Raw genomic sequence first — 25304 nt, forward strand, 5'->3', positions numbered from 1 at the left:
AGAGAGGATTAACTGAATGTACGCTTCTGATAACGGCTACGACCAGTATAAAGAGATCGATCTGGCTTCCCGTACGGCCTCGGCTTCACCACTGGATCTTGTGCTGGTGCTCTACGCTGGCCTGCTTGAGGAGCTGGAGCGCGCCAAAAGCCATATCACCCACAGACGTTACGATCGCAAAGCAAAAAGCATTAACAAGTGCATCGACATTCTTAACGCTTTGACCAGCTCGCTGGAGTTTGAGCGCGGCGGCGAGCTGGTGCTCAACCTGGCGCGGCTCTATGACCACTGCGTCTACCGCCTGTATGAGGCCAGCAGCGAACTCAATACGCAAAAAATAGACGAAGTGGCGCTGATTTTGACCAATCTGCATGAGGGCTGGCAGGGGCTGGCAAAGAAGCTGAGTTAACAGAGGAAGACGCAAATCGTGAATAAGCAGATCGATGAACTGTTGAGCGCCATGGACGAGGCGCTGAATAAACAGCGCTGGCGCAGGATGCCTGCTCTCCATACTCGCCTGATGACGCTGTTCAATGCCTACTGTGAGAGCCAGCCCCCGCAGGATGAGCTGGAAGCGCTAAAGGCCCGGCTGCGTCAGGCCTACGGCGACATCATCGCCCGGCGAACCGAGCGGGTAGCGCTGCTGCAAACGCGGATGGAAAAACACCGCCAGCAGCGTGAAGGTGTGTTGGCCTACTCGCTGATGAATACCGTATCGGAGCAGCCATGAATATTCTGAGCTTAATCACCGGTGCGCGGGTCCAGCGTCTAGCGCCGGTCGCCGTTCAGCCACAGGCTGGAGACAGCCCGCAGGCGTCCCTCTTTACGCTGCCGGACGTGGTGCAGGGCGCGCTTCGGGAGCGCCTGCAAACGGTAGTCGATGGCGCAAAAGAGCCTGCAACTGCTGTAAAGCTAAAGCTGACGAAACCTGGTCAACAGGATAAGGCGGTTCCTCAGGCACTGGAGGCGCTGATGGGCATGCTTTTAACGCCTGAACGCCCCATCGCGGCAGAGAAAATGGCGCTGGCGGCAGTGCCGGAGCAGGGCATACAGGCTGTGCTGCCGGCGCAGATAGCAACCACGACGCCGAAACAGCTGGCAAGCCAGATGCAGTTGGCCGCCGAAAAGCTACCGCCGGTCGCCTCGTTAAACGAGCAGAGAGAGGCTCCCCAGCTGCACCGGTCCGATGTGCTACGCCATAGGGTGAAGGAGAGGCTTGCCCAGCAGAGGCCGGAACCCGCTTCACCGGAGGTAAATCACCACCGTATCGCCGACGAGGCACGCATCTCGCCGATGAGAATGCAGCCGGAGCGGGTAATCAGCCTCGATACCCGCGCCGCCCAGTGGGGGGAAGCGCTCATCCACATGCTAAAAGAGAACATCCAGTTTCAGATTGGTCAGCAGCAGCAGATCTCAACCATTCGCCTCGATCCGCCGTCACTGGGCAAGCTGGAGATCGCCATTCATCTGGAGGCGGGCAGGTTGACCGTGCACATCGGCGCATCCCAGGCGGAGGTCTGCCGCACCCTGCAGCAGAGCAGTGAGGCGCTGCGGGTCCAGCTTAGCCAGCAGAACTTTGTGCAGGTAGAGGTTCAGGTCTCTCCTGACGGGCAGTCGCAGTCGCAGTCTCAGCGGCAGCGGCAGCAGGATAACCGGCAAACGCCTGCGCAGATCGTTTCTGCTATCGAACTCGAGGCCGATCGGAGCGGCCTGCAAAAAAGCGAAGATGTCCTAATTAAAGTGTGATAATCAAATGAAAAAAATAGTTTTCGCATGCCTCGGTGGCATTGCGCTTTTTATTGCTGTCGGCGGCGGTGCTGCATGGTTTATTTTTAATTATATGCAAACGCACGGCCCTGCCGTCGAAAACACCGCAGCAAAGAGCGAGGTACAGAGGAAAAAACAGCATAAAACCGAGCTTTTCGTCACCTTGAAGGAGTCGGTAATTACGCTCAGCGATGACGCAGGAGAGGATCGCTATATGCTGCTGGCGCTAACTCTGGTGGCGGAAAGCGAGGCAGCATCAAAAAAGATCCAAGCCGACGAGCCGCTTTATCAGAGCATTATTTTGGCAACGCTGGCGGATATGCAATATGAGCAACTACGTACGCTAAAAGTAAATGATATAAAACTATTGCTAAGCGCGGCGCTAGATCGCGAGTAAAAAAAAGGGCCGTCCCGGAACCCTATAGCGATATTTTAATTAATAAACTGGTTTTCCAGTGATGCTGGAATCAGCCGCATGGGAGAGGCAAGCATTTCAGACCCTGCCTCCGTTGACGCCTGCCCAGGAGAGCCACTATCTGCAGGCTTATCTGCCGCTGGTACGCAAAGTCGTCAGGCAGCTCGCACCACAGTGCAGCTGCGTGATGGAGCGCGAGGATATGCAGCAGATTGCGCTGATCGGCCTGCTCGAGGCTCTGCGCCGCTACGGCAAACCCGACGACGGTTTTGGCGGCTACGCGGTGCAGCGCATTCGGGGGGCGGTACTGGACGCACTGAGAAGTCTTGACTGGCGTCCGCGCCCGCTCCGGCAGAAGTTTTACCGGATTAAGGATCTGATTCGGGAGCGGCGTAAAGCGCTGGGGCGTGAGCCGACGCCTGCCGAACTGGCAGCCGACGGCGTAAACGCCGATGAGTATCAGCACTATCTTGCGCTGGAGGGGGCCGACGCGCTCGAAAGCCTTGATGCGTTGCTCAGCGATCGCCACGGAGAGCTGCCGCTTCAGGGGCGTGGGCTGGAGGAGCAGGTTGTTAACCAGCATATGCTGAGCAGGGCGCTTAAGACGCTGTCGGCAAAAGAGCAGCAGATCCTCTACCTCTATTATCAGCAGGATATGAACTTAAAAGAGATTGCCCTGGTGCTGGGGTTAACCGAAGCCAGAATTTGCCAGCTAAATAAAAAGATAGCGGAAAAGCTACGCACCTATTTTTCCGGTCACTAACCGCTTCAGGATATTCATGCAAAAGATATTAGGATTGTTAATTATATTAGGCTGCGTTTTTGGCGGCTATTTTATCGAGGGCGGTCAGCTGGTGGCTATCTGGCAGCCAGCAGAGATTATGATCATTATCGGCGCTGGCATTGGGTCAATGGTAATCGCGAATCCACTGCACGTGTTGCGTGAAATTGCTCACCAACTTAGGGGCGTGATCGGCAAGAAAAACCTCGGTGCTGAATTCCAGCGTCAGCTTTTAATGTGCCTGTATGAGCTGCTTGAAATGGTCCAAACCGGCGGGTTACGTATGCTTGACCAGCATATTGATCAGCCGGAGGAGAGCACGCTATTCCAGAAATTCCCGCTGATATTAAAACAGAAGCGGCTGGTCATGTTTATCGCCGATAACTTTCGCCTGATGGCGATGGGAAAAATAGACGCGCACGAGCTGGAGGGGATCCTCGATCAGGAGCTGGACACTATTGAGGAGGAGCTGCTCACCCCGTCACGCTCGCTGCAGCGTACGGCAGAAGCGATGCCAGGGTTTGGTATCTGTGCGGCGGTGCTGGGTATCATTATTACCATGCAGTCTATTGACGGTTCGATTGCGCTGATCGGCCTGAAGGTGGCGGCGGCGCTGGTTGGCACCTTCCTGGGCGTTTTCTTTTGTTACTGCTTTATGGATCCGCTGGCGAATGCAATGGAGCAGCAGGCGCGGGCTGAGCACTCGCTGCTGGAGTGCGTACGCACCGTGCTGGTGGCTCAGGCGGGGGGCAAGCCGACACTGCTGGCGGTAGATGCGGGACGCAAGCTGCTACATCTGGCGTCAAAGCCAACCTTTGCCAACCTTGATGCCTGGGTGAACGCCATGCTGGAGGAGGAGGAGTAATGGCGATGCCTAACCGGCGCGATCGGGGTAAAAAGACCACCATTATCCGTCGGCAGATCAAAAAGCGCCACGCCGGGCATCACGGCGGAGCCTGGAAGGTAGCCTTCGCTGACTTTACCCTCGCTATGATGGCGCTGTTTATGACCCTGTGGATCGTCAACAGCGTCAGCCAGTCTGAACGTAAGGAGATCGTTGCCGCGCTGCATGGGCAGTCTATCTTCTTCGGCGGTGGGATGGTGGCTCCTCTGAGCCACCTTCCTCGTAAGCTGGCCGCCCCGGCCGAGAGCCACCCGCAGGCGGAGCTAAAAAAGACGCATGAAGCCAGCAGCGCGGCAGTGCGCATGAGACAAAAATCGGCGCGGGAGCTGGGCGAGCTTGCTAAAAGCATCAATGAGATTGCCCTGAAGGCCCATATGGAGAGTAATCTTGAGATGGAGATTGTTCCCCAGGGGCTGCGTATTTTAATCAAGGATAACCAGAAGCGCAGCATGTTTGAGCGCGGCAGCGCCACCATTACGCCATTCTTCCGGGCGCTGCTGACCGAGCTAACGCCGGTTTTCAACTCGCTGGATAACAAGCTGATTATTACGGGCCATACCGACGCCATGCGCTACAGGGGAGCGGGCTATAACAACTGGAACCTCTCTGGCGATCGCGCGCTCTCTGCCCGACGGGTGATGGAGCAGGCGGGAATGCCGGGTGATAAGGTGATGCAGGTCAGCGCGATGGCCGATCGGATGCTGCTTGATGCCCACAATCCTGACGGGGCAGGCAACCGGCGTATTGAGATCATGATCTTGACCCGCTCGGCTTCCGACACGCTCTACCAGTTCTTTGGCGCGCAGGGAGAGAAGGTCGTTAAGCCGCTGGCCAGCAGGCTGGAGCAGAACCCTGTTCAGCAGGCTACGCATGGTCCGGATTAAGCATCTGCTTACAAAGCTGCTTATTGCTACCGCCTTCGCCGCGGCGTTTCCCCTGGATGCCGCGGCTAAAACCACCCCTCAGCAGCGGATGCAGAACCGGCTTCTGCTGGCGAAGGCGAGGGCGAAACAGCCTGCCTCCCCCCCCGTGATCCGCGGTAGCCATGCGGCGAAAGCCGCGCTGCGGGCGCAGAACCGCGCCGCTCTGAAGCGCCATCCCGAGTGGTTTACGTTCCCCAGGCGGGGAGATACACCGCACCTTCGTGATGGAACAGGCAGGTTAGCTAATGACTGGCTGCACACCGTTACCGAGAGGGTAATAGAGCGCCTGCAGGCACAGCTTGGCAAGCCCTATGTCTGGGGAGGAGAAACGCCGGAAGAGGGGTTTGACTGCAGCGGGCTGGTCTATTATGCCTTTAACCCGCTGCTGGCTGCAAAGCTGCCGCGAACCGCCAACGAGATGTACCACTATCCCCAGGCGCGAAGGGTAGCGGATGGCAGCCTCCGGCGTGGCGATCTGCTCTTTTTTGCTGTTCATACCCGAGATAAGGCCGATCATATGGGCGTCTACCTCGGTGATGGCCGCTTTATCGAATCGCCGCGTACCGGCAAACACATTCGCATCAGTAGCCTGACGGATGCGTTCTGGCAGGCGCACTACATGGGCGGCAGGCGCATCCTGCTGAACGGCACCGTGCGTTAGCTTGCCTAGCTGAGCGTGCCGAGAATTTTAATCTCCAGTTCGTCCGGCACTTCATTATAAGAGAGCACCTGCAGGCCGCTGGCAAACAGGCGTGCATAGCGGGCCAGCAGCGGACGCAGCTGCGGGGCCACCAGCAGCACCGGCTCTCTGCCCACCGCCTTCATCTGCTCCTGAACCTGCGGCATATTTTGCTGGAACTGGCTGAGCATATTCGGGTCCAGCGGCACGCTATCGAGCATCACTTTCCCGCTCTGCTGTGCCTGGTTCACTACCCCGATCAGCAGATTTTCCAGCTCGTTATTCAGGGTGTAGACCGCCAGCTTCTCATTGCGCACCAGCCCGTGGGTGATGCTGCGGCGCAGGGCAAGGCGCACGTCCGACACCAGTAAAATGGGATCTTTCGTCACCGCGCTGCTGGCAACCAGCACGGTAGCTATGGTCACAATGTCGCGCAGCGGAACACGCTCAACAAGCAGCGCCCGGTAGACCTTGAGCAACTGACTGTAGCTCAGCGCGCTACCCACGTCCTCCGCCAGCTTCGGAGCCTGCGAGGCAAGACGGTTGTGCAGCTGCGTTACGTCGTCATAGTTAAAAAGCTCAGGAAGATAGCGAGTAAGCACTTTGTTCAGATGAGTGGCGATAATGCTCGCCGGGTCGATGACCTGATAGCCCAGATTGAGCGCCTTCGTTTTTTGCTCCGCCGTAATCCAGGTGATGGGCATCGCGTAGGCCGGATCGGTTCCCGGCGTGCCGTCAATTTCGCCATAGGTTTCCGCCGAGGGAAGCGCCATAAGGCGGTCTGCGGGAAGCTCGCCGCCGTCGGCCTTAATGCCGTTGACGTAGATAGCGTACTGGCTCGGCTTCAGGCGAAAGTTCTCCCGGATACGGATCTCCGGCAGCAGCAGGCCGTTAGTCTCAGAGAGCGCCTGGCGTAAGCCGCGTATGCGCTGGGTAAGCGGGCTGCCGTGGGCTTTATCCAGCAGCGAGACCAGTCGGTAGCCAAGGCTCAGGCTGACAGGCTCAATCTGCGGGATCGTCTCCCAGCTCACCTGCTGCTCAGGGGTTTCCGTCAGCGTTTTGCTCAGGGTGACCAGACTCTCTTCGTCGGTTTGCGCCGTTCGGGGGCGCTTGCTCTGCCGCCAGCCGGTAAATAGCAGCAGGGCGGTGAAGAGCAGGAAAGGGAGATGCGGCATGCCCGGAACCACCGCCAGCACGAACATCACCCCACCTGCGGTGTAGATGGTCGCCGGCGAGGCCAGCAGCTGGGTTTTGACGGCGCTGGAGATATCTCCGCTGTCGCTAACCCGGGTAACGATGATAGCCGCCGCCGTTGACAGCAGCAGGGAGGGGATCTGCGCGACCAGGCCATCGCCAATGGTCATCAGCACATACTGCCGGAACGCTGCTTCGGCGCTCAGATCGTATTTAAAAATGCCGATGCAGACACCGCCAATCAGGTTGATGGCCAGGATCAGCATCCCGGCGATGGCGTCACCGCGTACAAACTTCGACGCGCCGTCCATTGCGCCATAAAAATCTGCCTCGCTGGTCACCTCTTTACGCCGGGCCTGAGCCTGGGCCTGGTTAATCAGCCCGGCGTTGAGATCGGCATCAATAGCCATCTGTTTACCTGGCATGGCATCCAGCGTAAAGCGTGCCGATACCTCAGAGATACGCTCCGCCCCCTTGGTCACTACGACAAAGTTGATGATCATCAGGATAATGAACACCACAAATCCGACCACAAAGTTGCCGCCAATGACCACCTGGCCGAAGGATTCAATCACTTTGCCTGCCGCGCCGATCCCCTCGTGGCCGTACAGCAATACCACACGCGTAGAGGCGACGTTAAGGGTCAGGCGCATCAGTGTTGTAATGAGCAGCACCGTTGGAAAGAGGCTGAAGTCGAGCGGTCGTTTCGTTGAGACGCTGACCAGCAGCACCAGTACCGCCAGCACAATGTTAAAGGTGAAAAGCGCATCCAGCAGCATGGGCGGCAGCGGCAGGATCACCATCGCCAGGATGGCGAGTAGAAGTAAGGGCGCGCCGGGTCGGCTGCTGCGCAGCGCCGTCAGAACGTGTTTAATCTGTTTCTGCATCCTGCTTCAGGACCTCTTTGGGAATGGAGATATGACGGTTAAGCGCGGGGCGATCCTGTATGCCGGCGCGCCAGGATTTAAGCTGCAGGACATAGGTCAGAACGTGCGCGATCGCGCGAAAAAGCTGATAAGGGATCTGCTGGTTTATCTGGGTTGTGTAGTAGACCGCACGAGCCAGCTTCGGGAATTCGACGACCTCAACCCGATGCTCCCGGGCAACCTCACGAATGTAGCGCGCCACCTCGTCAGTGCCTTTTGCCACCACATACGGGGCCGCTGCCCGCGCCCGATCGTACTGCAACGCCACCGCAAAATGGGTGGGGTTGGCAATGACCACGTCGGCTTTGGGGACCACGCGGCGGATCTGCCCCAGCGCCATCTGCCGCTGCAGGCGGCGCACTCTGGCTTTGATCTCCGGGCTCCCCTCCTGGTTTTTATACTCGTCTTTAACCTCCTGCTTTGTCATCTTTAACCCCTTTGTAAACATATATTTAGCAAGAGGAACGTCAAGAATGGCGAACAGGATAAACAGCATCACCACGTTCAGCATCACGTCCTGATAGAGCGACAGCCCCTCGTGTACCGCCGGGGTAAAGTAGCGGGCCTGAAGATCGAGCAAAGCAGGGAAGTAGCGATGAAGGCTGACCGTGAGCAACAGCAGAACCAGCCCGCTTTTAATCATCATCTTGCCGACCTCAATAACCTGCTCGCTGGAGAAGAGACGACCTATCCCCTTCAGCGGACTGATTTTGCTGAGATCGGGTGCGATCTTTTTTAGCGAAAAGATCCAGCCGCCCGGTATCAGCGAGGCGATAAGCGCCGCCAGCGGTATCGGCGTTAGCGTCAGGATAAATTTGAGCAGGATCAGCAAATTATGCTGCAAAAACTGACCCAAAATGTCCGGATCGTCAATACGCTGTCCATATTGACGCACGGTCAGAAATGCCTCATGCACAAAGTCGCGATACCAGGGAAAGCTGTTGCTGACCACGATAAAAGCCGCCAGCAGGCTGGCAGCAAGCCCCATATCCTTCGAGCGGGGAAGCTGGCCCTCCTGCCGTGCCTTACGCCGCTTCTGCGCCGAAGGCTTTTCGGTCTTTTCACCACTTGCAGCCTCAGCCATGCGTCCCCCGCAGGGCGTCAAACTCCGCCAGCACGCGGTTAACCAGATGCAGATAGTGATCTGGCAGGGCGGAGAGCAGGGCGGCAAAGCAGATAAGCCCGGCCAGCATGGCGATGGGGAAGCCCAGCGAGTAAAGATTCAGCGCCGGGGAGATACGGTTCAGCAAGCCAAATCCGCCCTGAACGATGAGCATGATAAAGGTCGCCGGCAGCGCCAGCAGCATCGCGGAGGAGAATACCCAGCCCAGCGCGAGAGCGACGCTGCGCAGGGTCTGCGGCTGCAGCGCGTTGCCGGGCGGCCAGTAGAGAAAGCCCTTATAGAGAATGCTCACCAGCAGCAGATGCCCATCCAACGCGAAGAAGAGGATAGCCGCATAGATATAAATAAACTCTGCCAGCACGGTAGTGGATGCGCCGCTGTTGGGATCGTTCATTACCGCCATGCTCATACCCATATTGAAGGAGAGGATCTGCCCGGCGAGCTGGAGCGTGAGATAGATGAACTGCATCATCAGGCCAAACAGCAGGCCCCAGAGGATCTGCTCGACGGTAAGGATCAGGGTATGCAGGTTCAGCAGCCCCTCCGGCACGGGCGGATGTACCAGTGGGGTCAGGACAATGGCCAGCGCCAGTGCGATAATTATACGAATGCGCACGCTGAAGGCTTTGCTGTCAAAAATCGGCCCGTACTGGAGAAAGGCCATAATGCGCACGAAGGGGTACCATAGCCCCAGCGCCAGGTTACTGAACTGTACTACCTCAAGCTGGATCATCCTAGCCTACCATCAGCGCCGCCTGGGCGAAGAGATGGGTACAGAGATCGCTGAGCTGGACGATCATCCACTTTCCGCAGACGCCGAGCACGATCAGCGTCACGATAAGCCGCGGCAGAAAGCTGAGCGTCTGCTCGTTAATCTGGGTCACAGCCTGAAAGATACTGACGCACAGGCCGACCAGCAGGCTGGGAACCACCAGCACTGAGACCAGCACAATCACCACCTTGATGCCGCTGGCGACCAGATCGGCGGCGGTATCGATAGTTAACATGACGATACCTCGCTCATTACCCTAACCCCAGCCCGCGAATGCTGTCGGTCAGCGTACCGACGGTCAGCGCCCAGCCATCAATCAACACAAAGACCATCAGCTTAAACGGCAGTGAGACGATCAGCGGCGAGAGCATCATCATCCCCATCGCCATCAGCACGCTGGCGACGATCAGATCAATCACCAGGAAGGGAATGTAGATCATAAAGCCAATCTGAAAGGCAGTTTTAAGCTCACTGAGCATATAGGCTGGCACGATGATGGAGAGATCCTGCTGTTGTGCATCCCCCTGCGCGTTGGCAATGGTCATTATCTGCGCCATCGCCTTTTTGCTGGTTTGCGCCAGCATAAAGCGCTTGAGCGGTGCGGCGGCGGTCTCCAGCGCCTGGGGCAGTGTTATGGTGTCCTGTTCAAAGGGGACGACCGCGTGTTCGTAGATGTTAAGCCAGATGGGGCGCATCACCAGCAGGGTTAGCACTAGCGCAATGCCGATTAAAATGCGGTTCGGCGGCGTCTGCTGCAGGCCCAGCGCCTGACGCAGCAGCGAGAGCACGATAATAAACCGCGTAAAGCAGGTCATCATTAGCAGCAGGGTGGGCAGCAGGCCCACCAGCGTCATCAGAATTAAAATCTGGATCTTGACGCTGTACTCCTGGGTATTGCCGTGGTTGATCACCTGCAGCAGCGAGATATCGCCCCCCTGCGCATATACCGCAGGAGAGAGGAGCAGCAGCGTGCTGGCGGCCAGCAGCAGGCAGACAGTGCGGATCATGTGGTCAGTTCGTTAATATCGCGGGTATTAAACTCAATTACCCGCAGGCCATACTTTTCATTGACTACCACCACTTCGGCTTTGCCCAGCAGGATATTGTTGACCTTAATATCCAGTGGTTCTCCCGCCAGCTTATTAAGCTCAATGACCGTGTCGTCATCAATATTGAGCAGATCGGCGAGCATCACCTCGACGGAAGCCACCTCCAGCGTCAGGGTAACCGGAATACGCTTAAGCAGCGCCATAGAGTCGGTTAACGCCGGTGCGCTACGGGCTGGCGCAGTGTCGTAGGGTTCGGCGCTTTCCCCGGCTAATTCAAAGCCCTGGTCAAGGGGATCGGTAGGATTATTCATAGGACTTCTCAGGAACGGTAGGCGTAATATGAGTCAGATAGAGTTTGTCGTTATCTTCAACAATCAGTCCGTGAAACAGCGACGATTGCCCGATAGAGACCGGGAACGTATCGGGTAGCGTGAGCGGGAATATATCCCCGGCTCTGATGGTGGTCAGGGAAGCTACGTCCATGCTTAGCCCGGCGATTTTAACGTTCAGGCTCAGCGGCAGCGTCTCGATCAGTTTGGTTACCACGGCCCGATTGCGGTTTTGCCGGCCAGGGGCTCCAGCATCGGTCTGATGCCGATCCCTCTGGCGCAGCATGTTAAGAAAGCAGTCGGTATGGGCGTTATCCAGCAGGATATGAAAGCTGCTGTGCGCATCGTCGCCCAGAGTAAAGGTCACCTGGCATGCCCACTGGCTAATAATTGTGCTGCTGTCCATCTTTACACTGAGCGGTAATCCCCATGTCTCCTGATGAAAAAGGATATGGCAAAGATCGAGCGCCAGGCGGATGCGTAGCCGCGCTTCGGTTTTTGTCGGCAGCAGTGCGGCCTGCGGGCTGGCGCTCTCTTCGCTCTCCAGACCGTAAAAATTATTCAAAAGCGTTAACAGCAGCGGCCTGTCAATATCAAAGGCGAGATGGCCAATATGTGATGCCAGCAGGTCAGCGTTTTTGTTTTTAATATCGACCGTACACGCCATCTTTTTCAGCGTTAAGCTTGAGCGATGCTTTTTGAGAAAGTAGTTACCAATACGTGACTCCAGAATATCAAATTTGCTCACGAACAGGCTGGGCAGGCGGTGATAGGGCCGACCAAGACGGTGGCTATCAAGCTTGCTTATGGTACTGTTCTGGCTGTACTTCAACATGGTACATATTCTCTGTTGTTGATACCGAATAACCAGGCCGGTTGTTTTGCTGTTTATGGCAGCGAGTTGGGCAAAAAAAACGCCTTTGCTATTTAAGTTACGGGCTAAAATTGCCGCTGTTCTTTATTTGCGTGGCATGATGCACAGCCCTACAAAGTGCCGCTATTTAAACGGAGATGGTAAGGGTATACAATAGATAGTGCAGCGATAAATATTATTAAATATTAATTATTGCTTTGATGCTTCTTTGAATTTTTTTTGATGGCTGCTGATTATTTATGTAATCAATTGATTTGTATTGCTTTATCTGATTTTAAGTTATTTATTAGCAAATTAATTTAAGCATGGTGATATCTTCGCATGAAGATAAAATTCGTAAATGCGAGAAACCCATGTCGAACTTTATTGCTCAGGCTCCTGCCAGCATTAAAACATTCTCCTTAGCCAGGCGCGTTGCCCATTTCAATATTCCAGTGCTGCTAATGGGCGAAACTGGTTCTGGAAAAGAGTGCGTCGCTAAATATATTCATACGACAGCGTTTGGCGAAAATAGTACCGTACCTTTCATCGCAATTAACTGTGCGGCTATACCTGAGTCGATGCTGGAATCAACGCTCTTCGGTTATGAAAAAGGCGCGTTTACCGGCGCGGTGAATACTCTGCCGGGAAAATTTGAGCTGGCGAATAATGGGACCTTACTGCTGGACGAAATTGGCGATATGCCCCTGCCGCTGCAGGCAAAACTCTTGCGCGTACTGCAGGAGCGGCAGGTTGAACGCCTTGGCAGCCATCGAACAATTAACCTCAGCTTTCGCCTCATGGCGAGCACCAATAAAAACCTTGAGTCTGAGGTGGCCGCAGGGCGTTTTCGCGAGGATCTCTTTTATCGCATTTCCGTGGTGCCCGTTACCGTGCCGGCGCTGCGGGAACGGGTCGGGGATATTCTGCCGCTGGCCGACGCTTTTCTAAAAAAATATGCCCACACCATTGGTAAAAATATCTGTCTCGCAGAGAGCGCGAAAGCGGCGCTGTTGAACTATTGCTGGCCCGGCAACGTGCGGCAGCTCGAAAACGCCATTCAGCGCGGCATGGTGTTAAACCAGAACGGGGTGATCCACGCCAGCGCGCTGGGGATCCCCTTCAATACACAGGAGGAGACCGTCGATTGTCCGACTGCAGAGACCCCCATTCACTCTCTTAACGCCAGCCGTCAGGAGTTACAGCGGCACGGGCGGGTTGCGCAGTATCACTATATCGCCGACCTGATGCGTAAATACCAGGGTAATCGCTCGCAGATCGCCGACTGCTTAGGCATCACGCCGCGGGCGCTGCGCTACCGGCTCGCCTCAATGCGCAAGCATGGCATTGAAGTCTGCTTCTGATGCTGACTATCTCCTATTTTACGAAAGAGCACTCCCCTATGAAAACAATCGGTAACATCTCGCTCTCCTTAATGCAGCAGGAGATGAGTGGCATGAGACGCCTTGCTGCTGCTTTACCTCTTCCCGCGCATACGCTTCCCGGCGTGGTGCCGGATGGAGGCTCTCTCTCTGACGTAAGCTTTCATCAGATCATGCGTGACGCACTTGAGCGCGTTGACAGCCTCCAGCAGAGCGCCAGCGCCCAGCGAAACGCGGTGAGCAGCGGGCAAAGTGACGATCTGATTGGCGCGATGCTGTCCAGCCAGCAGGCTTCCCTTGCGTTCTCGGCGCTTGTTCAGGTCAGAAACAAGGTGGCGAGCGGCGTTAACGATCTGATGAACATGTCTGTATAAAAATGAAAAAGAGATTTTTGTCCTCTGTTAATGCCGCCGTTACTGCATTCGCCTCTCTGCTTCCGGGCAACCGTAAATGGGTTGCCCTGGCGGCTGGCGCGGCGCTGCTCACTGCAGCTATCGTCGGTGGCCTGTGGCACAGCAGCGGCGGCTATACCGCGCTGTTTGGTACCCAGGAGCATCTGCCGCTTTCACAAATTATCACCGTGCTGGACGGGGAAAAAATAGCCTATCGAATTAACCCCGCCAGCGGCCAGATCCTGGTTCCGGACTCGCAGCTCTCCAGCATCCGCATGACGCTGGCGGGCAAGGGCGTGCGGGCGATCAGCCCGGCGGGTTATGAGCTAATGGACAAAGACGAAGTGCTCGGCAGCAGCCAGTTTGTGCAAAATATTCGCTACAAGCGCAGCCTGGAAGGGGAGATGGCGCAGAGCATCATGTCGCTGGATGCGGTAGAAACGGCCCGCGTTCACCTTGCGCTGAACGAAGAGAGCTCGTTTGTTATCAGCAGCACGCCGCAAAACAGCGCCTCGGTCATGGTGCGCCTGCACTATGGCTGCAGCCTGAGCCGCGAGCAGGTCAACGCCATTATCCATCTGGTAAGCGGTAGCGTGCCGGGACTGTTACCTGCTCAGGTCAGCATCGTGGACCAGGCAGGGAATTTGCTGTCGGAGGGCGTCGCGGAGGGGGGCAACGCCGCAGCCAGCGTCCACAAAGCGAACGAGTTAGTGAGCGGTATTCAGGATCAAACCCGCGCCAGCCTGGCTAACGTCCTGACCACGCTGGTAGGTAAAAATAATTTCCGCATTAGCGTTATGCCAGAGCTGGATTTGAGCCATATCGAAGAGACCCGGGAGCGCTACGGCGATACGCCAAAGGTTAACCGGGAGCAGAGCTCCGAGGATAAGAGTAGCGATCGTCTCGCCGTTGGCATTCCCGGAGCGCTCAGCAACCGACCTCCGGAGGCTGTCCCGGCACAGGCCACGGAAGCGACGGCTCAGAAGCCCTCTGCCACTCTGTCGGAACATAAGGAGAGCCAGCGGGACTACAGCTACGACCGTACCGTTGAGCATATCCAGCATCCGGGTTTTGCACTTAAGCGTCTGAACGTTGCCGTGGTGCTCAATAAGGATGCCGCCGCCGTTAAGCGCTGGCCGCCAGAGCAGACGGCCCAGGTTACGGCGATGCTCAATAGCGCCGCCGGAATTGATGCGTCCCGGGGAGACAGGCTGTCGCTGTCGCTAATGCATTTTGTGCCGGAGGAGAGAGTCGTACTGCCGCCGGTGAAGTGGTGGCAGAACAGTGACATCCTTGCGTGGTGCCGCCTCGGCGGTAGCGGCGTACTGCTGCTGCTGGCGCTGCTGTTTATCGTGCGTCCGCTGATAAAGCACCTTATCGCTACGCGCCAGGCGAAGCCTGCAACGCTGCCAACAGCAGGCAGCAGTGACCCCTCACTCCCAGCAACGCTGGATGACGACGAGCGCAGAGGCGTGGAGCTGCCCTCGTTTACCGGCGATGATGCCCTGCCTTCGCAGAGCTCTGGTCTTGAAACCAAGCTGGAGTTCCTTAAAAAACTGGCGATTAGCGATACCGACCGCGTCGCCGAAGTGATCAGACAGTGGATTACCAGCAATGAGCGAATTGACAGTAAATAAAAGCCCTGGCGGCGCGAGCTACCTTGAGCAGGCGGCCATTTTGCTGCTGTGCCTGGGTGAAGAGGCGGCGGCCACGGTGATGCAGAAGCTGAGTCGCGAGGAGGTGGTGCGCCTGAGTGAGTATATGGCTCGTCTCTCCGGGGTAAAAACTAGCCAGGCGAGAAGGGTGATCAACAACTTCTTTGACGAGTTTCGCGAGCAGAGCGGGATCAACGGCGCGTCGCGCATGATGCTGCAAGGGATCCTCAATAAAGCGCTGGGCGGGGAGATTGCCAGCAGCGTAATCAACGGCATCTATGGGGATGAGATCCGCTCGCGCATGGCACGCCTGCAGTGGGTAGATCCCCGTCAGCTCGCGGTGCTGATTGCCGAGGAGCACCTCCAGCTCCAGGCCGTGTTTCTGGCCTTTCTGACGCCGGAGATCGCGGCCACGGTGCTCACCTACATGAGCGACGCCGTGCAGAACGAGATCCTCTACCGCATCGCCAGGCTCAACGACGTTAACCGCGACGTGGTCGATGAGCTGGACCGCCTGATTGAGCGCGGCCTGTCGGTGCTCTCCGAACATGGCTCAAAGGTAAAAGGGATCAAGCAGGCGGCGGATATCGTCAATCGCTTTCAGGGTAACCAGCAGCAGATCCTCGATCGCCTGCGCGAGCTGGATGCGACGGTGCTGGAACAGCTGCAGGATGAGATGTACGACTTCTTTATCCTCAGCCGACAGAGCGAAGAGGTGCGCCGCCGCCTGCTCGACGAGATCCCAATGGAGGAGTGGGCCGTGGCGTTAAAAGGCACCGAGCCGCCGCTCCGGCGTGCCGTTTTTGCCGTGATGCCGAAACGCCAGGCACAGCAGCTAGAGACCATCACCGCGCGGCTGGGGCCGGTGCCCATCAGCCGCATTGAGCAGATCCGCCGTGAAATCATGGCCGTCGCCCGCGAGCTTGAGGAGGCGGGTGAGATCCAGCTTCAGCTTTTCGCCGAGCAGACGGCAGAGTAGGGAGAGAACCGATGCAGACACTACGGGGCCGTTACCGCCTCCACCGCTTCCCGCCGCGCAATGCGGCCGCCCAACGTGCTGCACCGGGGGGAGGCAGCGCCGACTTTCAGCGCCAGCTCATGGACGGCTATCAGCAGGGGCTACAGAAGGGTTTTGCTGAGGGGGTCAGCGAAGGGCAGGAGACCGGTTTTCAGGAGGGGCTGGCAAAAGGAGAGGCTGAAGGCTATCGGCAAGGTTTTGCTGAAGGTAGCCTGGTAGGGCAGCGGGATGGACTGGCACAGTTTACCCAGGCCGCCCAGCCGCTGGAGGCGATTGTCGGCAGCCTCAACGACTATTTTGCCCATCTTCAGCGTAAGCAGCGGGAGGATCTGCTGCAGCTGGTGGAGAAGGTCACCCGCCAGGTGATCCGCTGCGAGCTGGCGCTGCAGCCAACCCAGCTGCTGGCGCTGGTGGAGGAGGCTATCGCTGCTATGCCCGCCGTGCCGGATCCGCTGAAGGTCTATCTTAGCGCCGATGAGTTTAGCCGCATCCAGAGCGTGGCACCGGAAAAGGTTAATGCATGGGGGCTGACGGCTTCAACGGAGCTGGCCGCCGGAGAGTGCCGCATTGTGACCGATGCATCGGAGCTGGACGTTGGCTGTGGACATCGGCTTGAGCAGTGCATGACGGTATTGAAAGAGACCCTGACCCCGGAAGAGACGGATGAACACTCCGCATCCCTTTGACGACGCGCTGCGCTCCATTGAGTCTATCTCCTTTACCCGCGTGGCGGGCAGACTGGTGCGGATGAACGGAGTTTTGCTGGAGAGCGTGGGCTGCCAGCTGGCGACGGGGCAGTTCTGCCGCATCGAGAGCGCGGAGCGCGGTTTTATCGATGCGCAGGCGGTGGGCTTCAACCGCGACGTGACCTATCTGATGCCGTTTAAACAGCCGACAGGGCTGATGGCAGGGGCGCGCGTCTTTCCCCAGCAGAAGGCCAGGCAGCTGCTGGTCGGCGAAAGCTGGCTGGGTCGGGTGGTTAACGGGCTGGGCGAGCCGATCGATGACAAAGGCAGACTGGGCGGTATTCATCCGCTGCCCTCCATGGCACCGACGGTCAATCCCTTAACCCGCCGACCCGTAGATGAGCCGCTGGACGTCGGGGTAAAGGCGATCAACGGCGCGCTGACTATTGGCAAAGGCCAGCGGGTTGGCCTGATGGCGGGGAGCGGCGTCGGCAAAAGCGTCCTGCTTGGCATGATTACCCGTCAGACCAGCGCCCAGATTGTGGTGGTCGGACTGATTGGCGAGCGGGGCCGCGAAGTAAAAGAGTTTATCGATAGGGCGTTGGGCCACGAAGGGCTGGCTAAATCTATCGTCGTGGTCGCACCGGCGGACGAGTCGCCCCTGATGCGCCTGAAGGCGACCGAGCTGTGCCATACGCTTGCCGCCTGGTTTCGCGATCGCGGCTTTGACGTGCTGCTACTGGTTGACTCCCTCACCCGCTACGCCATGGCCCAGCGAGAAATTGCCCTCTCGCTGGGGGAGCCGCCAGCCACTAAAGGCTACCCGCCCTCGGCGTTTGGCATGATCCCCCGGCTGGTGGAGAGCGCGGGCAACAGCGACAGCAGCGGCTCCATGACCGCCATCTACACCGTGCTGGCGGAGGGGGACGATCAGCAGGATCCCATCGTTGACTGCGCGCGGGCGGTGCTGGACGGCCATATCGTCTTAACCCGCAAGCTTGCCGAGGCCGGGCACTATCCGGCGATCGATATTGGGCAGTCAATCAGCCGCTGCATGACGCAGATTACCCCTGAGTGGCACCAGCAGGCCGTAAGCCAGCTTAAGCGGCACTATGCCGCCTACATGGAGATCAAACCGCTGATCCCGCTTGGCGGCTACGTCGAGGGGGCCGATCCGCTGGTTGACAGGGCCGTGAAATGCTTTCCAGCCATTGAACGTTTTCTGCGCCAGCAGGTAAACGAACCGGCTCCGCTGGCGCAGGTGCAGGCGCAAATCGCCGCGCTGTTTCCCTCTCCACAGGCGCAGAGAGAGAACTCGTGAAGCAGATGCTTGACACGCTTGCCCAGCTTCAACGCCTTCGCGACAGCACGGTGCAAACCACAACGGTGGCGCTGGCCCGGCAGCGGCAGGTCGCTATCCAGTACGAGAACAACCTCAGGGCGCTAAGGCAGCTCATGCCGAAGACCCGTGCCGAGGCGCAGCCTCATTTTTGCCCTCAGACGCTAAGCAATATGGCGGGTTATAAAGGTAACCTGCTGCGCGTCATGAAGTGGCAGGAGCAGGAGCAGGCGCTGGCGGAGATCAAAATGCAGCAGCTGCAAAAAGGCCTCCTGCAGGCGGCCTGCCAGGAGAAAATTGTCGCTCTGACACTCGACGATCAGCGAGAGAGGGCGGCCAGCGAGCAGGCCAGCCGCGAACAGAAAGAGGTTGATGAGATCGCCAGCCAAAGCTGGCTGCGCACCCAGCGCCTGACGGAGCAGGAGCGGTAACGACGGTCATCACCGGGTCAACCTAACTGCGGATTGGACGTCAGGGGCGATAGATAAAGTCAGGCTCAAAACCCAAAAAATCCCGCACGAATGCATACTGGCGGATCAGCAGCTCGCCGTTTTTCTCATTGAAGCGTCTGCACGCCGCAACGCTACCCGCCAGCTGCTGCCACGCCTGGTTCGCTGCCACCTTTTGCGCAGCAGGCAGCCAGCTGAACACCTGCGCCATGCCCGCGCTATCCGGCGTAACGCCCAATGACAGCAGCGTTTCATGGCGGGTGCGGGCGCTCGCGCTCAGCGCGGGGTAGAGCAGATCAATCTGCCCATTCACGACAGCCAGCGCATCGCTGGCGCGGCGGATCATGCCCATGCGTTGCTCCTCCAGCAGGGTGTAGAGCTGCTGGTAACGTTCGCTATCGAGGCGGATCCCGCGTAGCAGCAGCTTCACCTGCTCAAGTCTGGCGCTCATTACGCCCCCCTGGTGCTGAAAAAGTCCAGCATGGCAGAGGCCAGCGCATCGGCGTCAATGGAAAACTGCGGCGACGCCAGCAGCGCCTGCATTTGACCCACGCTTTCCGCGTCGATGTCAGAGGCGGAAGCCTCCGTCAGGCTGCGCTGCGCCGCCTGCAGACCCTGCTGGGTGATATCGTCTGCACAGGATGGGGCAGGGGCAACAGGATCCACTTTTGCCGCCTCGGGCGGCGACGGGACGAGCGCTGCCGCATCGCAGGAGGCAAGCTGCCCGGGTGTTATGCCAGGAGTTGTGAGGGTCATAGGTTTCTCATCGCAGAACGTTTTTATCGGTTACGCAGGGAAAGCGGCAGCGTAAAGCAAAAACTTAAGCGGCAGTGAAAAAATTATTGCGTGCCACCGCCAACGCTCACCCGACCGGGACCAACAACGATGGCATCAATCACCCGCTCGCTGCTGCTGTTCTGCACCTTAATACTCTCCTGCAGGCGTCCCTCTTTTAGCGCTACGCCCGCCGTCTGCGCGCTAATGCCGTCCGTTTGCGAAACGATAGTCACCGCCGCGCCACGCTTTACCAGCAGCGGCTGCTGCAGCTGCTTACGCAGCAGCGGCTTCCCCGGGCGCAAAGTACGTTTGGCGAGCCGTCCTGCCGCGTCGCCCACGCTCAGCAGCGGATCGCCGCTCAGGTTGCTGATGTTATACCGCTTCATCACCAGTTTGTCGGCGGTAATGGCTTCACCTCGGGCAATCTCTCTGGCGACCATTGCCACCGGCAGGTAGAGGTCGGCCTTAACGGTGACTAATACCTGCCACGACGCGCCGCCGCCGCAGGCTACCCTGTAGCGCTGGCGAGCCAGATTTTTCTGCTGGAGAGGCTCGCCGCTGAGGCGCAGCGGCTGGCTACAGGCGGGCAGGGCGGCGACGCTGCCGGGAATAAGCACGTTGAGGGTGTAGCGGTAGTCGTGCCAGCTCGCGCGCTGTGCCAGCCCGGCGATGGCCTCTCCGGCGAGATGCACTACCTGCTCATTGATCTGCTGGCGAGCCGTGGGCGGTGAGGGGTGCGCCGCGACGAGCGGCGGGGCGGAAAAAAGAACGGTGGTCAGGATGCGGAAAAAAACTTTCCGGACAGCGGCAGCAGTGTACATAAAGTAAACCTTTTCAATAACTTAATATTTGGCACGTTTTTTGCCTTATAGGCACGCGCATGCGTTATTAGGAAAGGAGTGCAATGCACAATGGGGATCAGCTTTCAGAAAGCACTGGGTGTACACCCACAGGCGGTGAAGCTACGTCTTGCGAGGACCGAGCTGCTTACCGCCAATCTGGCGAACGTCGATACGCCAAATTTCAAGGCCAAAGATATTGATTTTGTCCGCGAGATGCAACGGGCAAATCGCGGCGGCACGCTGCCTAACGCGCAGGTGATGTACCGCCTGCCGATGCAACCGACACAGGATGGCAATACGGTAGAGCTGAATAGCGAGCAGGCGCGGTTTTCACAAAACAGCCTCGACTATCAGAGCAGCCTGACCTTTTTGAATATGTCTATCAGCGGCCTGAGAACCGCTATCGAAGGGAAATAGCTATGTCATTTTCTGACATCTACCAGATCGCCGGCTCGGCTATGACCGCCCAGACGGTGCGGCTCAATACCGTTGCCAGCAATCTGGCCAACGCGGATTCGCCGGCGCAGAGTGAGGCGGCGGTCTATAAATCGCGCAGCCCAGTCTTCGCCTCGGTTTACCACAGCAGCCTGGTGCAGGCGGGGCAGCACGATCTGACGGGAGCCAGCGTACGCGTACAGGACGTTATCGAGAGCGGCAGCGCGGTGCGGCGCTATGAACCACACCATCCCCTCGCCGACCGGGATGGCTACGTCTGGTATCCGGACGTCAACGTGGTCGAGCAGATGGCCGATATGATGTCAGCCTCGCACAACTTTGAGACCGGCGTTGACGTGCTGAACAACGTCAAAAGCATGCAGCAAAGCCTGCTGAAGCTGGGAGAGAGCACATGAGTTCGTCCGTATCGCTGAACGCACCCTATGCCGGGCCAGGCACAACTAGCACAACCAGCACGACCGCTACAGCTGCGACAACGACAACGACAGCGACCACGACAACGACGACCGCCACGTCGATGGCCGACACCTTCCTGACCCTGCTGGTGGCAGAGATCCAGAACCAGGATCCCACCGATCCGACCGATCCCACCGAGTACGTGACCCAGCTCGCCTCTATGGCCCAGGTGGCGATGGCGGAGGAGGTCGCCACGGAGATGAACACCAACGCCATTCTGATGAGCAATATCCAGGTGATGGCGCTGGGCAAGATGGTGGGCGATCCAATCATGGTCCAGACCACGACGTTGGAGGTGGGTGACGGCGCTATTCAGGGCCGTATCGATCTGGATGACGCCTGTACCCGAGTTGATATCCATCTCACCGACGAGGTCGGAAACGACTACGACATTCCACTGACGGGAACGTCGTTTGGCCCGGGGGGCGTCCCCTTTAGCATCGACCCTGTGGACTACGGTATTCCCTCCGGCGACTACAGCGTGTCGGTGGTCACCGATACCGGGGAGGAGGAGGTGCCGGTCGAGGTGACGGGGGTGGTGACCGACGTGCGCATTCCGCTGGATGGCGGCACGCCGCTGCTCAACGTCAGCGGCGTAGGAGAGGTGCCTTTCACCATGATCAGCCAGTTCGGCACGCCGGATGAGATGCCGACCCAGGACATAGTTTGACAATTTAAAAGGAGCAGTAAGTTATGAGTTACAGCATTGCAGCTAGCGGTCTGAACGCGGTGAATGAGCAGCTGGATGGCATCAGTAATAACATTGCCAACGCAGGAACGGTGGGCTACAAGTCCATGACTACCGACTTCTCCGCCATGTATGCCGGAACCCAGGCGATGGGGGTAAGCGTGGCCGGAACGGCCCAGAGCATCTCCCGCGGCGGCTCTATGGTCTCTACTGGTAACGCCCTCGATCTGGCAATCAACGACGGCGGCTTCTTTATGCTTCAGGACAGCGCGGGCAACGTCACCTATTCCCGGGCGGGATCGTTCAACACAAATAAGGATGGCTATATTGTCAACGCCTCCGGCGACTTCCTGCAGGGCTACCCGGTTAATGAGAGCGGGGCGCTGCAAACCGGTACGGTGACGGATCTGCAGATCAAGACCGGCTCGCTACCCGCCAGGGCAACCAGCACTCTGACCTTTGGCGCTAACTTCAACGCCGCCGATACGGCCATTGATACCAGCGCGGTGCCGTTCGACCCGGCCAACGCCGCGTCATATAACACCACCTACACCACCACGGTCTATGACTCACTGGGCAACGAGCATGCGGTCAGCCAGTATTTCACCAAAACGGCGGATAACAGCTGGGAGGTGCACTACAGCTTTGATGGGGCGACCCAGCCCACCACCACGACGCTGGCCTTTGACGAGCAGGGCAAGCTGGTTAGCCCGGCGGCAGCGGTGCCGATGACCTTCAGCGCGCCGGGTGCAGCACCCATTGCGATGACCTTTGACTATGCAGCCTGTACCCAGTACGGCTCCGCTTTTTCGGTCACCACTAATGCCGCCGACGGATACGCCTCCGCGCAGCAAAACGGCGTGCAGGTGGACGGCGACGGTAAAATCTATGCCACCTACAGCAACGGGGAACGCATGCTGCAGGGCCAGCTGGTACTGGCGACTTTTCCGGACGAGGACGGATTACGGGCCATCAGCGGAACGGCGTGGGTTCAGACCGGCGAGTCTGGCACGCCGCTGGTGGGAACGCCCGGCAGCGGCACCTTCGGGGCGCTCTCTACGGGGATGCTGGAGAATTCCAACGTCGATATCACCAGCGAGCTGGTGGATCTGATGACCGCGCAGCGTAACTACCAGGCCAATACCAAGGTGATCTCGGCCAGCAGCGAGCTGGACCAGGCGCTATTCCAGGCGATGTAACGGAAAGAGAGCAGAGCAGTGGATCGTTTACTTTTTACCGCCGTCAGCGGGGCCAGCCATTCGCTGATGCAGCAGCAGATTAGCGCCAACAATCTGGCGAATGCCAATACCACCGGCTTTCGTGCCGATATAGCGCTGTCCCAGAGCGAGGCGGTTAGGGGCCTGGGGTTTGCCACCCGCGTGATGGTCCAGCCGCAGACCAGCGGCGTCGATGCCAGCTCCGCCGCTGCCGAGAGGACCGGCCGTCCGCTGGATGTGGCGATTCAGGGGGAGGGCTATATCGCAGTGCAGAACAGCGACGGCAGCGAGGTCTATACCCGCAACGGCAATATGGTACAGAACGAGGCGGGTCAGCTCACTATCAACGGCTATCCGGTGCTGGGCGATAACGGCCCGATCGTGCTGCCGCCCAACGCCATCGCCTCCTTTGGCCGCGACGGTACGCTGTCGATTACGCCGGATGACGGCGACGTCACCGCCACTATGGATATCGATCGCCTGAAGCTGGTGACCATTCCGCTGGAGAACCTGGCTAAAAATGGCCAGGGAATGATCGTGACGGCGGACGGCAGCCGTGCGCCGCTGGATGAGAACATCAACGTCAGCGGCGGCTACCTGGAGGGCAGCAATGTTACGGCGGTCACGGAAATGCTGGCTTCCATTTCGCTTAGCCGCCAGTTCGAAGCCCAAATCAAAATGATGAAGGCGGCCCAGGATCTGAGCGAGGCAGGCAACCGCCTGCTACGCGGCTCCTGATTGCGTCTCTAATTTAAGGATACCGCAGCATGAATGCAGCACTATGGATCAGTAAAACCGGCCTGTCGGCGGAAGATGCCCAGATGAGCGCCATTGCCAACAACATCGCCAACGTTAATACCAACGGCTTCAAGCGCGACCGGGTAATGTTTCAGGATCTCTTCTACCAGAATCAGCGAGCGCCCGGGGCCATGCTGGATCAAAACAACATCGCCCCCACCGGCATTCAGTACGGTAGCGGCGTACGCGTAGTTGGGACACAGAAAACCTTTACCGAAGGCAATATCGAAACCACCGACAACCCGCTCAACGTCGCTATCATGGGGCAAGGCTTTTTCCAGGTGCAGAAGGCTAACGGTGACATTGCCTACACCCGCGACGGTAATCTGCAGGTCAATGCCGACGGCGTATTGACTAACGCCCAGGGGCTCCCCTTGCAGCCGGAGATCGACGTTCCCGCCAACGCTACCAACGTCACCGTCGGCGAGGATGGCACGGTGATGGCCACAATGCCGGGCGACAGCGATCCCAGCGAGCTGGGGCAGATCACGCTGGTGAACTTTACCAACCCGGCGGGCCTGCTGGCAGAGGGAGATAACCTCTATCTCGAAACGGCGGCCAGCGGTCAGCCGACGGAGGGGACGCCGGGTGAGGACGCACTGGGCACGCTCAAAGGCGGCGCGCTGGAGGGATCCAACGTCGACATCGTCAACGAGATGGTGGCGATGATCACCGTCCAGCGCGCCTATGAGATGAACGCCAAAATGGTCTCTGCCGCCGATGAGATGCTGCAGTACATCAATCAGAATCTGTAGCGAGCACACACGTGAAACGATATCTGTGGTTAATGGCGCTGCTTCCAGGGCTGACGGGCTGCGAATCGCCGGCGCTCCTGGTCAAAAAGGATGACCAGGCCTACGCGCCGCCCAAAATGGAGGCCCAGCCGACGCCAGAGGGGCGGGCAGGTGGCGTGTTCGAGACCGGCTATAGCTGGTCACTGACCGCCGACCGGCGTGCTTACCGGGTAGGCGACATTTTGACGGTGATCCTCGAAGAGTCCACCCAGTCCAGCAAGCAGGCCAAAACCAATTTTGGCAAGGAGAGCAGCCTCGACGTGGGCGTGCCGACGGTGTTTGGAAAAGCAAAGGAGAAGTTGGCCAGCTCCGCCGAGGCCTCGCGGGACTTTGACGGCAACGCCAGCTCCCAGCAGCAGAACAGCCTGCATGGGTCGATCACCGTCTCCGTGCACCAGGTGCTGCCCAACGGGGTGATGGAGATCCGCGGTGAGAAGTGGCTTACCCTCAATCAGGGCGACGAGTATCTGCGTCTGAGCGGGCTGGTACGAGCTGACGACATCGGTAACGACAATACGGTCTCTTCCCAGCGCATCGGCAACGCCCGTATCTCCTATGCCGGACGCGGGGCGCTCAGCGATGCCAACGCGGCGGGCTGGCTGACCCGTCTCTTTAACCACCCGCTGTTCCCGCTATAACC

General features: G+C 58.3%; 32 protein-coding genes. 22 read left to right on the forward strand and 10 right to left on the reverse strand.

Annotated elements, in window-relative coordinates; all coding sequences use genetic code 11:
• The first annotated feature begins 16 nt into the window (after positions 1-16).
• The 8 genes from fliS (at position 17) to NR795_RS01330 (ending at position 5451) form a co-directional block, all read left to right on the forward strand.
• The gene (gene fliS, locus NR795_RS01295; protein ID WP_257756801.1) at positions 17-409 is read left to right on the forward strand and encodes a flagellar export chaperone FliS; all 393 of its coding nucleotides are present in this window, start codon (positions 17-19) and stop codon (positions 407-409) included.
• An 18-nt stretch (positions 410-427) separates the two neighbouring features.
• Positions 428-730, forward strand: a complete 303-nt coding sequence (locus NR795_RS01300; protein ID WP_257756802.1) for a flagellar protein FliT — start codon at positions 428-430, stop codon at positions 728-730.
• Positions 727-1746, forward strand: coding sequence for a flagellar hook-length control protein FliK (locus NR795_RS01305; RefSeq protein WP_257756803.1), 1020 nt, complete (start codon positions 727-729; stop codon positions 1744-1746). Before NR795_RS01300 ends, NR795_RS01305 begins: the two co-directional genes overlap by 4 nt.
• A gap of 7 nt (positions 1747-1753) precedes the next feature.
• Complete coding sequence (gene fliL / locus NR795_RS01310; protein WP_257756805.1) at positions 1754-2164, forward strand: flagellar basal body-associated protein FliL; 411 nt, start codon at positions 1754-1756, stop codon at positions 2162-2164.
• A gap of 61 nt (positions 2165-2225) precedes the next feature.
• Positions 2226-2945 (forward strand): FliA/WhiG family RNA polymerase sigma factor, encoded by a 720-nt coding sequence (locus NR795_RS01315; RefSeq protein WP_144813916.1) that lies wholly within the window; start codon positions 2226-2228, stop codon positions 2943-2945.
• Positions 2946-2961: 16 nt separating this feature from the next.
• Positions 2962-3828 (forward strand): flagellar motor stator protein MotA, encoded by an 867-nt coding sequence (gene motA / locus NR795_RS01320; RefSeq protein WP_144813913.1) that lies wholly within the window; start codon positions 2962-2964, stop codon positions 3826-3828.
• Complete coding sequence (gene lafU, locus NR795_RS01325; protein ID WP_144813910.1) at positions 3828-4751, forward strand: putative lateral flagellar export/assembly protein LafU; 924 nt, start codon at positions 3828-3830, stop codon at positions 4749-4751. Before motA ends, lafU begins: the two co-directional genes overlap by 1 nt.
• Positions 4738-5451: a C40 family peptidase gene (locus tag NR795_RS01330; RefSeq protein WP_186370512.1), complete on the forward strand. Its 714-nt coding sequence runs from the start codon at positions 4738-4740 to the stop codon at positions 5449-5451. The genes lafU and NR795_RS01330 overlap by 14 nt, the downstream gene beginning before the upstream one ends.
• 5 nt (positions 5452-5456) lie before the next feature.
• On the opposite strand, the gene flhA is transcribed toward NR795_RS01330, so the two are convergent.
• The 7 genes from flhA to NR795_RS01365 are packed head-to-tail and all read right to left on the reverse strand — an operon-like array spanning position 5457 to position 11697.
• On the reverse strand, positions 5457-7550 hold the full coding sequence (gene flhA, locus NR795_RS01335) for a flagellar biosynthesis protein FlhA (RefSeq protein WP_257756807.1): 2094 nt from the start codon (positions 7548-7550) through the stop codon (positions 5457-5459).
• The gene (gene flhB / locus NR795_RS01340; RefSeq protein WP_144813904.1) at positions 7534-8673 is read right to left on the reverse strand and encodes a flagellar biosynthesis protein FlhB; all 1140 of its coding nucleotides are present in this window, start codon (positions 8671-8673) and stop codon (positions 7534-7536) included. The genes flhA and flhB overlap by 17 nt, the downstream gene beginning before the upstream one ends.
• Positions 8666-9445: a flagellar biosynthetic protein FliR gene (gene fliR, locus NR795_RS01345; protein ID WP_144813899.1), complete on the reverse strand. Its 780-nt coding sequence runs from the start codon at positions 9443-9445 to the stop codon at positions 8666-8668. The genes flhB and fliR overlap by 8 nt, the downstream gene beginning before the upstream one ends.
• Before the next feature lies 1 nt (position 9446).
• Complete coding sequence (locus tag NR795_RS01350) at positions 9447-9719, reverse strand: flagellar biosynthetic protein FliQ (protein ID WP_144813896.1); 273 nt, start codon at positions 9717-9719, stop codon at positions 9447-9449.
• A gap of 16 nt (positions 9720-9735) precedes the next feature.
• Positions 9736-10491, reverse strand: coding sequence for a flagellar type III secretion system pore protein FliP (fliP, locus tag NR795_RS01355; protein WP_144813893.1), 756 nt, complete (start codon positions 10489-10491; stop codon positions 9736-9738).
• Positions 10488-10844, reverse strand: a complete 357-nt coding sequence (locus NR795_RS01360) for a FliM/FliN family flagellar motor switch protein (protein WP_144813891.1) — start codon at positions 10842-10844, stop codon at positions 10488-10490. Before NR795_RS01360 ends, fliP begins: the two co-directional genes overlap by 4 nt.
• Positions 10837-11697 carry a FliM/FliN family flagellar motor switch protein gene (locus NR795_RS01365; protein WP_257756809.1) on the reverse strand — a complete coding sequence of 287 codons (861 nt, stop codon included), beginning with the start codon at positions 11695-11697 and terminating at the stop codon, positions 10837-10839. The genes NR795_RS01360 and NR795_RS01365 overlap by 8 nt, the downstream gene beginning before the upstream one ends.
• A 344-nt stretch (positions 11698-12041) precedes the next feature.
• On the opposite strand from NR795_RS01365, the gene NR795_RS01370 reads away from it, so the two are divergent.
• The 7 genes from NR795_RS01370 to fliJ are packed head-to-tail and all read left to right on the forward strand — an operon-like array spanning position 12042 to position 18618.
• Positions 12042-13079 (forward strand): sigma-54 interaction domain-containing protein, encoded by a 1038-nt coding sequence (locus NR795_RS01370; RefSeq protein WP_374543537.1) that lies wholly within the window; start codon positions 12042-12044, stop codon positions 13077-13079.
• Positions 13080-13117: 38 nt separating this feature from the next.
• A complete protein-coding gene (locus NR795_RS01375; protein WP_257756810.1) occupies positions 13118-13471 on the forward strand; it encodes a flagellar hook-basal body complex protein FliE in 354 nt (117 codons plus the stop codon).
• Between the two features lie 2 nt (positions 13472-13473).
• Positions 13474-15126, forward strand: coding sequence for a flagellar basal-body MS-ring/collar protein FliF (gene fliF / locus NR795_RS01380; protein ID WP_374543539.1), 1653 nt, complete (start codon positions 13474-13476; stop codon positions 15124-15126).
• A complete protein-coding gene (locus NR795_RS01385; protein ID WP_144813879.1) occupies positions 15104-16123 on the forward strand; it encodes a flagellar motor switch protein FliG in 1020 nt (339 codons plus the stop codon). The genes fliF and NR795_RS01385 overlap by 23 nt, the downstream gene beginning before the upstream one ends.
• A gap of 11 nt (positions 16124-16134) precedes the next feature.
• On the forward strand, positions 16135-16848 hold the full coding sequence (gene fliH, locus NR795_RS01390) for a flagellar assembly protein FliH (protein WP_144813875.1): 714 nt from the start codon (positions 16135-16137) through the stop codon (positions 16846-16848).
• Entirely contained in the window at positions 16826-18169 is a 1344-nt protein-coding gene (gene fliI, locus NR795_RS01395; RefSeq protein ID WP_144813872.1) for a flagellar protein export ATPase FliI, read from the forward strand. The genes fliH and fliI overlap by 23 nt, the downstream gene beginning before the upstream one ends.
• Complete coding sequence (fliJ, locus tag NR795_RS01400) at positions 18166-18618, forward strand: flagellar export protein FliJ (RefSeq protein WP_257756812.1); 453 nt, start codon at positions 18166-18168, stop codon at positions 18616-18618. The genes fliI and fliJ overlap by 4 nt, the downstream gene beginning before the upstream one ends.
• Before the next feature lie 40 nt (positions 18619-18658).
• On the opposite strand, the gene NR795_RS01405 is transcribed toward fliJ, so the two are convergent.
• The 3 genes from NR795_RS01405 to flgA all read right to left on the reverse strand — a co-directional run bounded on the left by NR795_RS01405 (position 18659) and on the right by flgA (position 20234).
• Positions 18659-19087 (reverse strand): flagellar protein FlgN, encoded by a 429-nt coding sequence (locus NR795_RS01405; protein WP_257756813.1) that lies wholly within the window; start codon positions 19085-19087, stop codon positions 18659-18661.
• Entirely contained in the window at positions 19087-19392 is a 306-nt protein-coding gene (locus NR795_RS01410) for a flagellar biosynthesis anti-sigma factor FlgM (protein ID WP_257756814.1), read from the reverse strand. Before NR795_RS01410 ends, NR795_RS01405 begins: the two co-directional genes overlap by 1 nt.
• 83 nt (positions 19393-19475) lie before the next feature.
• The gene (gene flgA, locus NR795_RS01415) at positions 19476-20234 is read right to left on the reverse strand and encodes a flagellar basal body P-ring formation chaperone FlgA (protein ID WP_257756816.1); all 759 of its coding nucleotides are present in this window, start codon (positions 20232-20234) and stop codon (positions 19476-19478) included.
• Positions 20235-20324: 90 nt separating this feature from the next.
• Here flgA and NR795_RS01420 point away from each other — a divergent pair, with 90 nt between their 5' ends.
• Genes NR795_RS01420 through flgH form a run of 7 tightly spaced genes read left to right on the forward strand, consistent with a single transcriptional unit; the run spans position 20325 to position 25302 of the window.
• Positions 20325-20672, forward strand: a complete 348-nt coding sequence (locus NR795_RS01420) for a flagellar basal body protein (RefSeq protein WP_144813855.1) — start codon at positions 20325-20327, stop codon at positions 20670-20672.
• Between the two features lie 2 nt (positions 20673-20674).
• Positions 20675-21106, forward strand: a complete 432-nt coding sequence (flgC, locus tag NR795_RS01425; RefSeq protein ID WP_144813852.1) for a flagellar basal body rod protein FlgC — start codon at positions 20675-20677, stop codon at positions 21104-21106.
• Positions 21103-21837 (forward strand): flagellar hook capping FlgD N-terminal domain-containing protein, encoded by a 735-nt coding sequence (locus tag NR795_RS01430; protein ID WP_257756819.1) that lies wholly within the window; start codon positions 21103-21105, stop codon positions 21835-21837. Before flgC ends, NR795_RS01430 begins: the two co-directional genes overlap by 4 nt.
• Positions 21838-21860: 23 nt before the next feature.
• Complete coding sequence (gene flgE / locus NR795_RS01435; RefSeq protein ID WP_257756820.1) at positions 21861-23054, forward strand: flagellar hook protein FlgE; 1194 nt, start codon at positions 21861-21863, stop codon at positions 23052-23054.
• An 18-nt stretch (positions 23055-23072) separates the two neighbouring features.
• A complete protein-coding gene (locus NR795_RS01440; protein WP_257756821.1) occupies positions 23073-23810 on the forward strand; it encodes a flagellar basal body rod protein FlgF in 738 nt (245 codons plus the stop codon).
• Positions 23811-23839: 29 nt separating this feature from the next.
• A complete protein-coding gene (gene flgG, locus NR795_RS01445; protein WP_144813839.1) occupies positions 23840-24625 on the forward strand; it encodes a flagellar basal-body rod protein FlgG in 786 nt (261 codons plus the stop codon).
• 11 nt (positions 24626-24636) lie between these two features.
• A complete protein-coding gene (flgH, locus tag NR795_RS01450; RefSeq protein WP_257756823.1) occupies positions 24637-25302 on the forward strand; it encodes a flagellar basal body L-ring protein FlgH in 666 nt (221 codons plus the stop codon).
• The last annotated feature ends 2 nt before the right edge of the window (positions 25303-25304 follow it).

This window comes from Pseudescherichia sp. L3 (assembly GCF_024656065.1).
In the GTDB taxonomy this organism is placed as follows: domain Bacteria; phylum Pseudomonadota; class Gammaproteobacteria; order Enterobacterales; family Enterobacteriaceae; genus Pseudescherichia.